This window comes from Vibrio sp. THAF64 (genome assembly GCF_009363455.1).
Taxonomy (GTDB): Bacteria; Pseudomonadota; Gammaproteobacteria; order Enterobacterales; family Vibrionaceae; genus Vibrio; species Vibrio coralliilyticus.
This window is the reverse complement of record NZ_CP045355.1, coordinates 359055-374182: the sequence shown is the minus strand read 5'-3', so window position 1 is coordinate 374182 and position 15128 is coordinate 359055. Positions and strand designations below refer to the sequence as shown.

Sequence of the window (15128 nt, the reverse complement as noted above, 5' to 3'; positions counted from 1 at the left end):
ATTCTTTAATCTGGAAAGCTGTTATTGTGTTCTCTACACATTCAATCTGTTCTTACTTTGAGTCCATCAAAACCCTTTGGGTGTTGTATGGTTAAGCCTCACGGGCAATTAGTACAGGTTAGCTCAACGCCTCACAACGCTTACACACCCTGCCTATCAACGTTCTAGTCTCGAACAACCCTTTAGGACCCTCAAGGGGTCAGGGAAGACTCATCTCAGGGCTCGCTTCCCGCTTAGATGCTTTCAGCGGTTATCGATTCCGAACTTAGCTACCGGGCAATGCCATTGGCATGACAACCCGAACACCAGAGGTTCGTCCACTCCGGTCCTCTCGTACTAGGAGCAGCCCCCTTCAATCTTCCAACGCCCACGGCAGATAGGGACCGAACTGTCTCACGACGTTCTAAACCCAGCTCGCGTACCACTTTAAATGGCGAACAGCCATACCCTTGGGACCGACTTCAGCCCCAGGATGTGATGAGCCGACATCGAGGTGCCAAACACCGCCGTCGATATGAACTCTTGGGCGGTATCAGCCTGTTATCCCCGGAGTACCTTTTATCCGTTGAGCGATGGCCCTTCCATACAGAACCACCGGATCACTATGACCTGCTTTCGCACCTGCTCGAATTGTCATTCTCGCAGTCAAGCGGGCTTATGCCATTGCACTAACCTCACGATGTCCAACCGTGATTAGCCCACCTTCGTGCTCCTCCGTTACTCTTTGGGAGGAGACCGCCCCAGTCAAACTACCCACCAGGCACTGTCCTCAACCCGGATGACGGGTCTAAGTTAGAACATCAACACTACAAGGGTGGTATTTCAAGGACGGCTCCACCGATACTGGCGTACCGGTTTCAAAGCCTCCCACCTATCCTACACATGTAGGGTCAATGTTCAGTGCCAAGCTGTAGTAAAGGTTCACGGGGTCTTTCCGTCTAGCCGCGGGTACACTGCATCTTCACAGCGATTTCAATTTCACTGAGTCTCGGGTGGAGACAGCGTGGCCATCATTACGCCATTCGTGCAGGTCGGAACTTACCCGACAAGGAATTTCGCTACCTTAGGACCGTTATAGTTACGGCCGCCGTTTACCGGGGCTTCGATCAAGAGCTTCGACTTACGTCTAACCCCATCAATTAACCTTCCGGCACCGGGCAGGCGTCACACCGTATACGTCATCTTACGATTTTGCACAGTGCTGTGTTTTTAATAAACAGTTGCAGCCACCTGGTATCTGCGACTCCCGTTAGCTCCATCCGCAAGGGACTTCACCGACAGGAGCGTACCTTCTCCCGAAGTTACGGTACCATTTTGCCTAGTTCCTTCACCCGAGTTCTCTCAAGCGCCTTGGTATTCTCTACCCGACCACCTGTGTCGGTTTGGGGTACGATTCCTTACAATCTGAAGCTTAGAGGCTTTTCCTGGAAGCATGGCATCAATGACTTCACACCCGTAGGTGCTCGACGTCGTGTCTCAGCCTTAGAGAGAGCCGGATTTACCTAACTCTCAAGCCTACGCACTTGAACCTGGACAACCGTCGCCAGGCCCACCTAGCCTTCTCCGTCCCCCCATCGCAATTGTAAGAAGTACGGGAATATTAACCCGTTTCCCATCGACTACGCCTTTCGGCCTCGCCTTAGGGGTCGACTTACCCTGCCCCGATTAACGTTGGACAGGAACCCTTGGTCTTCCGGCGAGGAGGTTTTTCACCCCCTTTATCGTTACTCATGTCAGCATTCGCACTTCTGATACCTCCAGCAAGCTTTACAGCTCACCTTCAACGGCTTACAGAACGCTCCCCTACCCAATACATAAAATGCATTGCCGCAGCTTCGGTTTACAGCTTAGCCCCGTTACATCTTCCGCGCAGGCCGACTCGACTAGTGAGCTATTACGCTTTCTTTAAATGATGGCTGCTTCTAAGCCAACATCCTAGCTGTCTAAGCCTTCCCACATCGTTTCCCACTTAGCTGTAATTTGGGACCTTAGCTGGCGGTCTGGGTTGTTTCCCTCTCCACGACGGACGTTAGCACCCGCCGTGTGTCTCCCGGATAGTACTTACTGGTATTCGGAGTTTGCAAAGGGTTGGTAAGTCGGGATGACCCCCTAGCCTTAACAGTGCTCTACCCCCAGTAGTATTCGTCCGAGGCTCTACCTAAATAGATTTCGGGGAGAACCAGCTATCTCCAGGTTTGATTGGCCTTTCACCCCTAGCCACAAGTCATCCGCTAATTTTTCAACATTAGTCGGTTCGGTCCTCCAGTTGATGTTACTCAACCTTCAACCTGCCCATGGCTAGATCACCTGGTTTCGGGTCTATATCCAGCAACTCGACGCCCAGTTAAGACTCGATTTCTCTACGGCTCCCCTAGATGGTTAACCTTGCTACTGAATATAAGTCGCTGACCCATTATACAAAAGGTACGCAGTCACACCACGAAGGTGCTCCTACTGCTTGTACGTACACGGTTTCAGGTTCTATTTCACTCCCCTCACAGGGGTTCTTTTCGCCTTTCCCTCACGGTACTGGTTCACTATCGGTCAGTCAGTAGTATTTAGCCTTGGAGGATGGTCCCCCCATATTCAGACAGGATATCACGTGTCCCGCCCTACTCGATTTCACCTAAAATGCGCTGTCGGTTACGGGGCTATCACCCTGTATCGCAGAACTTTCCAGAACTTTCACCTGACGCATTAAAGGCTTAAGGGCTAGTCCAATTTCGCTCGCCGCTACTTTCGGAATCTCGGTTGATTTCTTTTCCTCGGGGTACTTAGATGTTTCAGTTCCCCCGGTTCGCCTCATTACCCTATGTATTCAGATAATGATACCTGCTTATGCAGGTGGGTTTCCCCATTCGGAAATCCCAGACTCAAATGACTTTTACTGTCTAATCTGGGCTTATCGCAAGTTAATACGTCCTTCATCGCCTCTGACTGCCAAGGCATCCACCGTGTACGCTTAGTCACTTAACCATACAACCCCAAAGGGTCTTTACGTCAAACAACCAAAGTTGTCTGCAATTATTTAAACATGATGCAGACTCGATTTTGCCGGACTCAAATTTCCAAGAACACTTGAATGTGTGTTGGTACCTAATGAACAAGTCATTAGGATTTGAGAACTTTTATTGAATAACAACGCATCTCAAAGAGATGGGGATTGTTGTTATTCGTCAGCTTTCCAAATTGTTAAAGAGCAATCATAGCTCGAAGCTTGCGCTTCAAAACCATCAATCTGTGTGGACACTCATCGTGAATAATCATCGTATAAGGAGGTGATCCAGCGCCAGGTTCCCCTAGCGCTACCTTGTTACGACTTCACCCCAGTCATGAACCACAAAGTGGTGAGCGTCCCCCCGAAGGTTAAACTACCCACTTCTTTTGCAGCCCACTCCCATGGTGTGACGGGCGGTGTGTACAAGGCCCGGGAACGTATTCACCGTAGCATTCTGATCTACGATTACTAGCGATTCCGACTTCATGGAGTCGAGTTGCAGACTCCAATCCGGACTACGACGCACTTTTTGGGATTCGCTCACTTTCGCAAGTTGGCCGCCCTCTGTATGCGCCATTGTAGCACGTGTGTAGCCCTACTCGTAAGGGCCATGATGACTTGACGTCGTCCCCACCTTCCTCCGGTTTATCACCGGCAGTCTCCCTGGAGTTCCCGACATGACTCGCTGGCAAACAAGGATAAGGGTTGCGCTCGTTGCGGGACTTAACCCAACATTTCACAACACGAGCTGACGACAGCCATGCAGCACCTGTCTCTCAGTTCCCGAAGGCACAAGACTGTCTCCAGTCTCTTCTGAGGATGTCAAGAGTAGGTAAGGTTCTTCGCGTTGCATCGAATTAAACCACATGCTCCACCGCTTGTGCGGGCCCCCGTCAATTCATTTGAGTTTTAATCTTGCGACCGTACTCCCCAGGCGGTCTACTTAACGCGTTAGCTCCGAAAGCCACGGCTCAAGGCCACAACCTCCAAGTAGACATCGTTTACGGCGTGGACTACCAGGGTATCTAATCCTGTTTGCTCCCCACGCTTTCGCATCTGAGTGTCAGTATCTGTCCAGGGGGCCGCCTTCGCCACCGGTATTCCTTCAGATCTCTACGCATTTCACCGCTACACCTGAAATTCTACCCCCCTCTACAGTACTCTAGTCTGCCAGTTTCAAATGCAATTCCGAGGTTGAGCCCCGGGCTTTCACATCTGACTTAACAAACCACCTGCATGCGCTTTACGCCCAGTAATTCCGATTAACGCTCGCACCCTCCGTATTACCGCGGCTGCTGGCACGGAGTTAGCCGGTGCTTCTTCTGCAGCTAACGTCAAATGAATGCGCTATTAACACATCCACCTTCCTCACTGCTGAAAGTACTTTACAACCCGAAGGCCTTCTTCATACACGCGGCATGGCTGCATCAGGCTTGCGCCCATTGTGCAATATTCCCCACTGCTGCCTCCCGTAGGAGTCTGGACCGTGTCTCAGTTCCAGTGTGGCTGATCATCCTCTCAGACCAGCTAGGGATCGTCGCCTTGGTGAGCCATTACCTCACCAACTAGCTAATCCCACCTGGGCATATCCTGACGCGAGAGGCCCGAAGGTCCCCCTCTTTGAGCCGAAGCTATTATGCGGTATTAGCCATCGTTTCCAATGGTTATCCCCCACATCAGGGCAATTTCCCAGGCATTACTCACCCGTCCGCCGCTCGACGCCGTTATCGTTCCCCGAAGGTTCAGACAACTCGTTTCCGCTCGACTTGCATGTGTTAGGCCTGCCGCCAGCGTTCAATCTGAGCCATGATCAAACTCTTCAATTTAAGATTTTGTCGGCTCAATGAATACTGAACATTACATAAGTAATGTTTGAATTGACTGTGCTGAATCCGAAGATTCAATGGTCACTTCGTATCATTGAAACCTAATTTGATACCGAAATATCGAATTGGATTATCATCAACGAGTGCCCACACAGATTGATAGGTTTATATTTTTAAAGAGCGTTCTTCTTTGTGACTCACATCACTTCGGAAGAGGCGGCCATTCTAGCGAGATAAACTGAAGTGTCAAACACTTTTTTAAAATTTATTTCATTTTCTTTTTGGCCTATCGATTTGGCTTGGAACCCTTGTGAGCCCTTGCCCTGTCGACAAGGAGGCATTATAGAGATCGGCATCACATTGGCAAGCGATATTTTGAAAAAATTGCAAAAATAACGCTTAACCGCCCAATATTCATCCAAAGCTTTATTTATCCCTATTTACTCATAATATGCTCATAGCTTAACCACAGAGTTATCCACATAACATAGCCTAAGGCGCATAAAAAAGACCGCCAAAGCGGTCTTTCTACACTAATGCTTCAAAATAAAGCTAAATACCTGAGCCATCTTGCTCGCTGTCATCCTCATGGAGCCCACATTCTCGTTTAAGACCAAAGAACCGAGTTTCCTCTTCACTCATTCCAGGTTCCCATTTTTTGGTTGTATGAGTGTCGCCAATCGACAAATACCCTTCATCACGTAATGGGTGGTAAGGCAAACCATGTTGCTCTAGATAGTAGTGTACGTCTTTGTTTGTCCAATCAATGATCGGCAGAAACTTAAACACGCCATTTTGAATCGTCAGGATTGGCAGGTTTGCTCGAGACTTAGATTGCTCACGGCGCAGTCCTGAAAACCAAGTACCCACTCTAAGTTCATCCAAAGCGCGACGCATAGGTTCCACTTTGTTTAAGCGATTGTACTTTTCAATTCCCTCTATACCTTGATCCCACAATTTACCGTAACTTGCCTCCTGCCATGCGGCGCTCTGTTTTGCACGATAGACTTGCAGGTTAAGGTTAAGCTTTTCCGTGAGGCCATCAATAAACCGGTAAGTTTCAGGGAAAAGATAGCCAGTATCTGTCAATATGACCGGGATATCAGGCTTAACCTGCGTGACTAAATGCAACATCACCGCAGCCTGCATGCCAAAACTTGAGGAAACAGCGTGTGTTCCTTCCAGATTTTCTATCGCCCAAGAGACTCTTTCCTGAGCCGTTAGCTTTTCGAGCTCTATGTTAATTTCCGCAAGACGAAGAATTTGCTCCGTCTTCGTTGCCGTTAAGAGCTCTGCTAACTTCGGTTTTGAAGCCACAGAGTTAAGCATAAAAGTCCCTCTTGGAAACAAATACTTCATCGATAATGCCAGCTCTGATCGTGAAGTCACCAAAGCACTCACCGTCGTTACGCTCTTTGGCCCATCGACCGACTAGCTGATCGATTTCTTCAAGAATCTGTTTATCAGTAATGTTTTCTTTATACATCTTAGGTACGCGTGTACCGCCACGGTTACCACCTAGGTGCAAGTTGTAACGGCCAGGTGCTTTACCTACCAGACCAATTTCCGCCAACATCGCACGGCCACAGCCATTCGGACAGCCTGTCACACGTAAGATAATGTTGTCTTCTTCTGGTAAGCCGTGCTTTTTGAGAATACCTTCAACGTCCGTAACAAACTCTGGCAAGAATCGTTCAGCTTCAGCCATTGCCAGCGGACAGGTTGGGAACGCAACACACGCCATTGAATTCTTACGCTGCTCACTAACGGTTTCTTCCATCAAACCATGCTCAACAGCGATTTTCTCAATTTTCGCTTTGTTGTTCTTGGAGACTCCAGCAACAATCAGGTTCTGGTTCGCCGTCATGCGGAAATCCCCTTTGTGGATTTTCGCTATCTCAGCCACACCTGTTTTAAGAGGCTTACCCGGATAATCCAGCAAGCGACCGTTTTCTATAAATAGAGTCAGGTGATGCTTTCCGTCGATCCCTTCGACCCAGCCGACTCGATCGCCACGTTCAGTAAATTCATACGGACGGCTTTCTTCAAATGCCACTCCAGCACGTTTTTCCACCTCTGCTTTAAAAACATCGCTGCCCACTCGATCGAGCGTGTATTTGGTTTTGGCATTTTTACGATTTGAGCGATTACCCCAATCCCGCTGGGTAGTGACGACTGCTGCTGCAACATCTAGCGTTTTCTCCAGAGGGATAAATCCGAAATCATCGGCACGTCTTGGATAAGTAGATGTATCACCATGAGTCATGGCTAGGCCACCGCCCACCAATACGTTAAAGCCCACCAGCTTGCCATCTTCAGCAATCGCGACAAAGTTAAGGTCATTCGCGTGTACATCGACATCATTTTGTGGCGGTATCACAACGGTAGTTTTGAACTTACGTGGTAAGTAGTTGCTACCCAGAATTGGTTCATCATCCTGAGTCGTCTCTACCTTATCGCCATCCAACCAGATTTCTGCGTACGCTTTGGTCTTAGGCAAAAGATGCTCACTGATCTTCTTCGCCCACTCGTACGCTTCTTGGTGTAGCTCCGATTCAACCGGGTTTGTGGTACACAGTACATTACGATTCACGTCACCCGCTGTTGCAATGGAGTCGATACCAATGCTGTTAAGCGTCTGGTGCATCAATTTGATATTTGGCTTTAACACACCGTGGAACTGAAACGTCTGACGCGTCGTTAGACGAATACTTCCATACAGAGAGTGATCTGTTGCGAACTTATCAATCGCTAACCACTGTTCCGGTTTGATAATCCCGCCTGGCATACGTGCACGTAACATCACGTTATGCAGTGGTTCCAATTTCTGTTTGGTACGCTCATTGCGGATATCACGATCGTCCTGCTGATACATGCCATGGAAACGAATCAGCTGGAAGTTATCTGCAGTAAAGCCACCGGTAATACGATCTTGCAGATCTTGCTCAATCGTGCCACGTAGGAAATTACTTTCTCTTTTCAGACGCTCGTTATCCGCAAGGGGCCCTAACTCTTCGCCCAAGACAACCTGTTTATTATTTTCGGTAGAAGCACTCATTAGTAAACATCCCTTTGGTAACGTTTCGCTTTGCGGAGTTCATTGATAAATTCTTCGGCATCATCACGTGATAGTTTGCCGTGCTGCTCTGCGACATGAATCAGCGCTTCATGGACATCTTTCGCCATCCGTGTCGCATCACCACAGACATAGATGTATGCCCCTTCCTGAATCCATTGCCATACTTGTTCAGCGTTTTCCAGAATGCGATGTTGCACGTAGACTTTTTCTGCTTGGTCACGGCTAAAGGCCACATCAAGACGATTCAGCAAGCCTGACTTCAGGTACTTCTGCCATTCAACCTGATAGAGGAAATCTTGGGTAAAGGTGCGGTCACCAAAGAATAGCCAGTTCTTACCATCAGCTCCTCGGTCATCACGCTCTTGGATAAAGCTTCTGAACGGGGCAATACCAGTACCTGGGCCAATCATGATGACAGAGGTATTGTCATCCTGCGGTAGTTTGAAGTTATTGTTGTGCTCAACGAACACTTTCACTTCGCCGCCTTCTTCTAAACGATGAGAAAGGAAGCTAGACGCACCACCAAAACGCTTTTCATCTCCCTTGTCATATTCAACAAGGCCAACCGTTAGATGGACTTCTTCGTCCACTTCACTCTGACTAGAAGCAATAGAATAGAGGCGAGGGGTCAATCGGCGCAGCAAACCAACCAGTTCTTCAGCGGATAGTTTGGTTTTCTTTTCAGCCAAAACATCGACCACTTGGGTGTTGGTCGCGTATTCGCGTAGCTTGTCTTTATCTTCCACCAGTTTGAGTAGTTTCTTGCTACCCGATAGCTCTGCAAATTTAGTGACAAGCTGAGGGTTTGCTGACGTTATCTCGTACTTACTTACTAGCGCACTGTGGATGGAAATGCTCTCACCATCAACATCAATACTTTCCACACCTGACAAGCCTGCTTTGGCTAAGATCGCATTCGCAAGGTCTGAGCTGTTCTCGAACCACACACCAAGTGCATCACCCGGCTGATATGTCAGACCTGAGCCATCCAAATCGATCTCGACATGGCGGACATCTTTACCTGAATCCCGACCAGTAATCTTCTGGCTCGTGAGCAAGGTTGCTGTGTAAGGGTTTTGCTTATTGTATGGCGAATGGCCCGGTGCCGCTTGACCGACTGGTAGTTGAACGACTTCAGCTTCAGTACCTGATGCTAACGCTTCTTTGACTTTATCCAGTGCGTTTTGACGCCACTCACTCGCTGGCGCTTCGTAATCAACATCACAGTCAATACGTTCAATAAATGAGGTCGCGCCAAGTTTAGATAGGTAAGAATCGAAATCTTTACCTGTCTGACAGAAGAATTCATAACTCGAGTCACCTAGACCAATCACACCGTATTTCAGGTTTGGTAACTTAGGCGCCTTCTTAGACTGAAGGAATTCATGCAGCTCAATCGCATTATCTGGTGCTTCACCTTCACCGTTGGTAGAGGCAACAATAATGACGTGCGTTTCCTTGGCGAGGTTCTTTCCTTTGTAATCGCTGGCATCAAACAGCTCGACAGCGATTCCTTGGGCCTTGGCTTCTTGCTCCAGAGCTTCAGCAACGCCTTTCGCGTTACCCGTCTGAGAAGCAAAGATAATAGAAAGCTTGCCTGCCGATTTTGCGGCAACAGCCGCAGCTGCCTGACTAATAGGTGCAGCAGCACCAGTCGTTTGAGGCTGAGCTTGAGATAGCCCCCAAAAATAACCGCTGACCCACGCTAACTGTTGAGGTGACAGTTCTGAGACTGTTTGTTGTAGCGTATTCAGTTGTTGATCATTTAAAGGAGCTGCGATTGACGGTAGTTCTTGTGGTGTGTTTCCTTGAGAGGACACGTTCTTGTTCAAAGACATGGTCTCGACATCCCTATTCATTGCGTGATGATAGATTAACCACTCCCTTTAATAACAAGAAAGAATAGAAATGAATGTTTTATAACTTTTGGAATTAAAGAAAGCCGAAAGTTTAAGCAAGTTTGGCTACTTAGCCTCGACACGTACCTGCCTGAAGCCAACAGCCATCGCGGACTTTGAGGCCAAATCCAGATCCAGATAGTGGCACTCTTCCCCATGAGAATCAGTTAATAGCACAAAACCACCACGAGCATGGCGAAACTCAACAATCCAACTCCCTTCCTGAGCAGAAGGTTCAATGATGGCTTCAACTAACTGATTTTCTCTATAAAGATTTCTAAGTTCATTGATAGTCATGAGAATCCTTTCTCTGAAGTTATTGATAAGAACCCTTAATAAGCATGGTCGAAAGACAAAAAACTGCTAAAAGAAAAATGAAGATATAACGAATAGGCATAAAAAAACGCCACGATATTACGCAGCGTTTTTTGGAAAGACTCTTGCAGTTTAGAAACTGTATTCAGCACCAAGGAAGAAACCGTTCGCCATAATAAAAGGCTTGCCTAGCGTGCTGTCTTCAAGGGTTGGCTTAAATTCATCAGACTCAAGATCAATCACTCGGTAGCCCCCACGGAAAGTGACTGTGGAATTATTCAGTGGCATTCTATATTGCATACCTGCCATCAGGTCGGTGCTCTTAATACCACTGCTATCACCAAAGTTCATTTCACCGATGATATCAAAGTTAGTGTCTTGCACTGTGATTTCAGCGTAACCATAGAATGCCCACAGCAGCTCGTTAAAATCTTTAGTTTGGCCAGTTTCTGCATCCTTGTACTTTGTATTACTCATATCGCTAAAGGTAATACCCGCATCAAAGTGCAATAGATCGTGTTCCATCATTTGGTAGTAGAGCGTCAGATCCAGCTTATCAAATGCCATGAACTCGTTATCAACGCTGGCTGTTCTGATACGTGCATTCGGCACATACTTAATATCGTGCTCGATCGCCGCATAAATACTTGGAGTAACTTCTTTATCACGGCGGATTTCATTCACTTCTGTGTCCACCCACCATGCTTCAGCACCTACTTTTGCAACTACAGAATCTTCTGCCATTGCTGCTGAACTTGCCATCGACATCGCAGCTGCAGTCATAACCGCCAGTGCTGATTTGTTCATCTAATTTAGCTCCTGAGCTCATTGAGGTTCGAGATGTTGGAGCGATAGTATCACATTCTGCACAGCGGTTAATGTCAAATTCCTGCTCGGATTAACGGTGGCTATACACGTAGTTTTTGAAAAACCAAATACCCACAGCAATAACAATCAACCACGGGATAAGTTTAATCACCGCCCCGACCATACCGAGTAAAACCATCACCATCAAAGCAAAACCCGCCGCAGCAAACACCGTGAACATAGTAAGCCCCGTCACCAGCAGCGTTGCAATAAAGACCAATACAAAGATGAGTTCAAACATATCTTTCTCCTTAGTTACCTTTCGCTTTGCAGAAAGTAAGCCAAGTTAAAGAAAAAAACATAAGCATCTGATTTTAATAAAATAAAAAAGAGACACTTTATAAAGCGTCTCTTTTATTGATTATCTTAGTTGGTTAAATTCACCAACCAAATACTATTAGGTGGTGAAATTTACACATTCAGCTCTTTAGGAATTTTACTCAGCGCCGTCTCTACCACTTCGATACCAGAGCCAGGCTTGTGAGCATTCTCACTAATGTAACGACGCCATTGACGCGCCCCCGGCATATTCTGGAACAAGCCCAACATATGACGAGTAATGTGACCAAGATACGCCCCTTTCTCCAGCTGGCTTTCAATGTACGGATACATCTCTTGCACAACTTGAGTACGCTTCTTAACAGGCTTGTCTAATCCAAAGATCTGTTGATCAACCTCCGCCAGAATATAAGGATTCTGATAGGCTTCACGGCCAACCATAACGCCATCAAGGTGCGTCAAATGTTCTTTGGTGTCATCAAGTGTCTTAACGCCACCATTAATAGCAATATTAAGGTGCGCAAAATCTTTCTTCAGCTGGTAGGCACGCGGGTAATCGAGAGGTGGAATCTCACGGTTCTCTTTCGGGCTTAAGCCAGAAAGCCAAGCTTTGCGTGCGTGAATAGTAAATTGATCACTGCCCCCCTTCTCGGAAACAATCGATACAAAGTCGGTCAGAAACTCATACGAGTCTTGGTCATCAATACCGATACGGGTTTTCACCGTAACTGGCACATCCACCACGTCGCGCATTGCCGCAACACATTCTGCCACCAGCAGTGGTTCTGCCATCAGACATGCACCAAAGCGACCGTTCTGTACACGGTCAGACGGACAGCCAACGTTGAGGTTGATTTCATCGTAGCCACGCTCTTGCGCCAATTTCGCACACGTTGCCAAATCCTGAGGGTTTGAGCCACCTAACTGAAGTGCCACTGGGTGCTCTTCCTGGTTATACGCAAGAAAATCACCTTTACCGTGAATAATCGCACCCGTCGTCACCATTTCGGTATAGAGCAAAGTTTCGCTCGTCAGCAGTCGATGGAAGTAACGACAATGTCTGTCAGTCCAATCGAGCATGGGTGCTATGGAAAAGCGGTTGGCCGCATATTTACTAGTATTGTCAGGTTTCATAAGGTGTTACTCGAAATCTTACTACCACAGCTATATATGAATATTCACGCCCACAGATCATAGCAATCTTGCGCTACTGCGATACTCATCATGGAGTGGTCAAAAATAATCCGGCGATTATACACAGAGAATCGAAAACATTCAGGAAAAAAGAACTCGCTCGAAGCTATAGATACAAACGCGTCCAGGAACCTGAAGAGCCAACAACTTTCAGCCAAAATTCGCACCAATATACGGAATGGCTGTACAGGTGATGTCACCGTAATGAAATCCTTCAGCCGTAACACTCGCGATAGTCAGCTCAGGATAACCAGTAACGTCTTTGGTGTTAAACCAGCTATGTATAAAGCCACCCAGTATTAGGCGGCCATTACGAAAGCACTGGATTGCCAATCGAACACTAATACCGATAGTAAATTTGTGTGGAATAATAGATCACAAAAAAGGCTTACTGCACGCACAGTAAGCCTCATTGAACAGAAAGCAACTAAGAGTTGAAGATTATTGAGTGATTGCAATAAAGTTGAATGTTGCGTCGTACGTATCAGCACTTAGATTTTCAATACTCAACGTAAAGCCACTTTCAGAAACATTCTTCAAAGAAGTTGCCACCGTATAGGTTTCACTTGACTCGCGAGACGTATCAGGTGTGACAACTACAACTGGTGTGGAGTCAAACAAATTACTATCGAAGTACACCTTAAATAAGCCTGCACTATGTCGTTCAGCTTGAAAGCCCTGACCAATTTCAACATCACCGTTGTAAGATACTTTTCCAATTACTTGTTTCATAACCTAGCCTCGAGTTGAGAATAATTAAGTTTGTTTGTCATCCTGTGACCATCAAAACTTAGAACAATAAGGTGAATAAGCAACAATACACATAGCCAGTAAAAATTAGAGACTGTAAAGCATTCTTTACTCAAATTATTCAAGACAAAAAAAAGCTGGCCCAAAAGTGAGTTGGAGGCCAGCACCGTTCCATGAAGCAAATGAAATGATTGACAAATTACCCATAGGGACTTTTATCGTAGATGAATAAAATATGAAATCAATTTCATATTTTATTTTTCCTGTACACATCGCAAGCTTTTGCGTGCCGCCCCTAGGTTTAGAGTAATTAGCCCACACTCACCACTTTCGATATGTGATCTGGTTCAATCCAAACTATGTTTAAAATTCACGCAAAAAAAAGCTGGCCCTTGGAGTTGGCAGCCAGCGTAAATGTTTGAATTGAAAATGAAAGATACATGAATGTTACAGTTTCATATCGTCCCGGTTAAGGACAGATGCAACCATACGGTAAGGAAAATACTAACTCAAGTGCACATGAGAGGATATTTAGTTCAGAAACGATGTTTTTGCCGTTTTCACTACTCATCACACAAATCAGGTGGTATTTAACTGATTGAAAACATTAGATTAATATAAACAAACTTATCTATTAAGGCCTTGAGAAATAACCACTTTTGAGCTGTTCTCTACGCATTTCGTAAGCTCGAAAATGGAAAGTGTACTAATAAGGTAATCTTCCAAACTCTGAACAAGACTTTGATCAGCAAACTTGTACGTACATCACTGTTCAATGATTAGACTCATCTGATTAGCAGATTAACGCTGCAACTATTTATAAATATTCACTATTCTATCTGTTGAAACATATTAAGAGCGCATAGTAGAAGGATTTACGCGTATGGCCTCTGATCCATTAGACAAACCAACCATACTGGTGGTCGATGATATCCCAGACAATATCCATACTTTGTCTGGCATTCTTTCCGATGAATTTAAAATCAAAGCAGCCACCAGCGGCGCGAAAGCTCTCAAGATTGCCAACAGCTCTCCTCGTCCTCATTTGATCTTGCTCGATATCATGATGCCGGAAATGGACGGCTACGAAGTGTGCTCGATTCTAAAGTCCAACCCTTTGACTTCCGATATCCCCGTGATCTTTGTAACAGCCAAGGCAGAAGTGGTCGATGAGCAAAAAGGCTTCGAGATGGGAGCAGTCGACTACATTACCAAACCTGTCAGCCCACCAATCGTTAAGGCTCGGGTGAAAACACACATCGCACTGTACGATCAAAATTTGGCGTTATCGGTTCAAGTAAAACAAAGAACCGAACAATTGGAGCGCAGCCGCCTCGAAATCATTCAACGCTTAGGCCGAGCTGCTGAATATAAAGACAATGAGACAGGCATGCACGTTGTTCGCATGAGTCATTATTCACGTATTCTTGCTGAGCAGTTGGATGTCAGTAAACGCTGGGTCGAACTTGTCTTCCAAGCATCTCCCATGCATGACATCGGAAAAATCGGTATCCCCGATAACATTTTAGGCAAGCCCGGTAAGCTAGATGGTGATGAATGGACGGTGATGCAAAAACACGTCAACTTCGGCGCAGACATTATCGGAGAAAGTGATTCACTCCTGTTGCAAATGGCGAAAGAGATTGCTCTTTATCACCATGAAAAGTGGGATGGCAGTGGCTACCCTCATGGTACTCAAGGAGAAGCGATCCCTTTAAGTGCTCGCATTGTGGCCATTGCGGACGTGTTCGATGCCCTAACCAGTGAACGCCCATACAAAAAAGCGTGGCCAGTTGAAGATGCCGTGGCACTGCTTGAAGAAGGTGCAGGCGCGCATTTTGACCCCAACTTAGTGCCCATTTTCATCAGTCAGCTAGATGAAATCCTCAAAATCAAAGAATCCTTTAAAGACGAATTTTAAG

At 46.4% G+C, this 15128-nt stretch carries 9 protein-coding genes, 2 rRNA genes and 1 pseudogene; 2 read left to right on the top strand and 10 right to left on the bottom strand.

The features are described 5' to 3' along the window. Window positions 1–87: 87 nt before the first annotated feature. From FIU99_RS01705 to dusA, 9 genes are all read right to left on the bottom strand, one after another. Window positions 88–2976 (bottom strand): 23S ribosomal RNA (locus FIU99_RS01705). A 295-nt stretch (window positions 2977–3271) separates the two neighbouring features. Next, a 16S ribosomal RNA gene (locus tag FIU99_RS01700) occupies window positions 3272–4824 on the bottom strand. The 16S and 23S rRNA genes sit together here, the layout of an rRNA operon. 552 nt (window positions 4825–5376) lie before the next feature. Then, window positions 5377–6153 carry a phosphoadenylyl-sulfate reductase gene (locus FIU99_RS01695; RefSeq protein WP_006963178.1) on the bottom strand — a complete coding sequence of 259 codons (777 nt, stop codon included), beginning with the start codon at window positions 6151–6153 and terminating at the stop codon, window positions 5377–5379. Beyond that, the gene (gene cysI, locus FIU99_RS01690) at window positions 6146–7882 is read right to left on the bottom strand and encodes an assimilatory sulfite reductase (NADPH) hemoprotein subunit (RefSeq protein ID WP_006963179.1); all 1737 of its coding nucleotides are present in this window, start codon (window positions 7880–7882) and stop codon (window positions 6146–6148) included. The genes FIU99_RS01695 and cysI overlap by 8 nt, the downstream gene beginning before the upstream one ends. Continuing rightward, the gene (locus FIU99_RS01685) at window positions 7882–9741 is read right to left on the bottom strand and encodes an assimilatory sulfite reductase (NADPH) flavoprotein subunit (protein ID WP_006963180.1); all 1860 of its coding nucleotides are present in this window, start codon (window positions 9739–9741) and stop codon (window positions 7882–7884) included. Before FIU99_RS01685 ends, cysI begins: the two co-directional genes overlap by 1 nt. A 126-nt stretch (window positions 9742–9867) precedes the next feature. Beyond that, complete coding sequence (locus FIU99_RS01680; RefSeq protein WP_006963181.1) at window positions 9868–10098, bottom strand: hypothetical protein; 231 nt, start codon at window positions 10096–10098, stop codon at window positions 9868–9870. Window positions 10099–10248: 150 nt separating this feature from the next. After that, entirely contained in the window at window positions 10249–10884 is a 636-nt protein-coding gene (locus FIU99_RS01675) for a TIGR04219 family outer membrane beta-barrel protein (RefSeq protein ID WP_236612209.1), read from the bottom strand. Between the two features lie 130 nt (window positions 10885–11014). Further along, window positions 11015–11224: an envelope stress response protein PspG gene (gene pspG / locus FIU99_RS01670; RefSeq protein WP_006963183.1), complete on the bottom strand. Its 210-nt coding sequence runs from the start codon at window positions 11222–11224 to the stop codon at window positions 11015–11017. 170 nt (window positions 11225–11394) lie between these two features. Then, entirely contained in the window at window positions 11395–12396 is a 1002-nt protein-coding gene (gene dusA / locus FIU99_RS01665; protein ID WP_039952691.1) for a tRNA dihydrouridine(20/20a) synthase DusA, read from the bottom strand. Between the two features lie 95 nt (window positions 12397–12491). On the opposite strand from dusA, the pseudogene FIU99_RS27500 reads away from it, so the two are divergent. Beyond that, a pseudogene (locus tag FIU99_RS27500) lies at window positions 12492–12599 on the top strand (site-specific integrase); the annotation flags it as partial. Window positions 12600–12897: 298 nt separating this feature from the next. Here the strand turns inward: FIU99_RS27500 and FIU99_RS01655 are convergent. After that, on the bottom strand, window positions 12898–13188 hold the full coding sequence (locus FIU99_RS01655; RefSeq protein WP_006963186.1) for an H-type lectin domain-containing protein: 291 nt from the start codon (window positions 13186–13188) through the stop codon (window positions 12898–12900). A gap of 901 nt (window positions 13189–14089) precedes the next feature. Between FIU99_RS01655 and FIU99_RS01650 the strand changes: the two genes are divergently transcribed. Then, a complete protein-coding gene (locus tag FIU99_RS01650; protein ID WP_006963187.1) occupies window positions 14090–15127 on the top strand; it encodes a two-component system response regulator in 1038 nt (345 codons plus the stop codon). Window position 15128 lies beyond the last annotated feature (1 nt).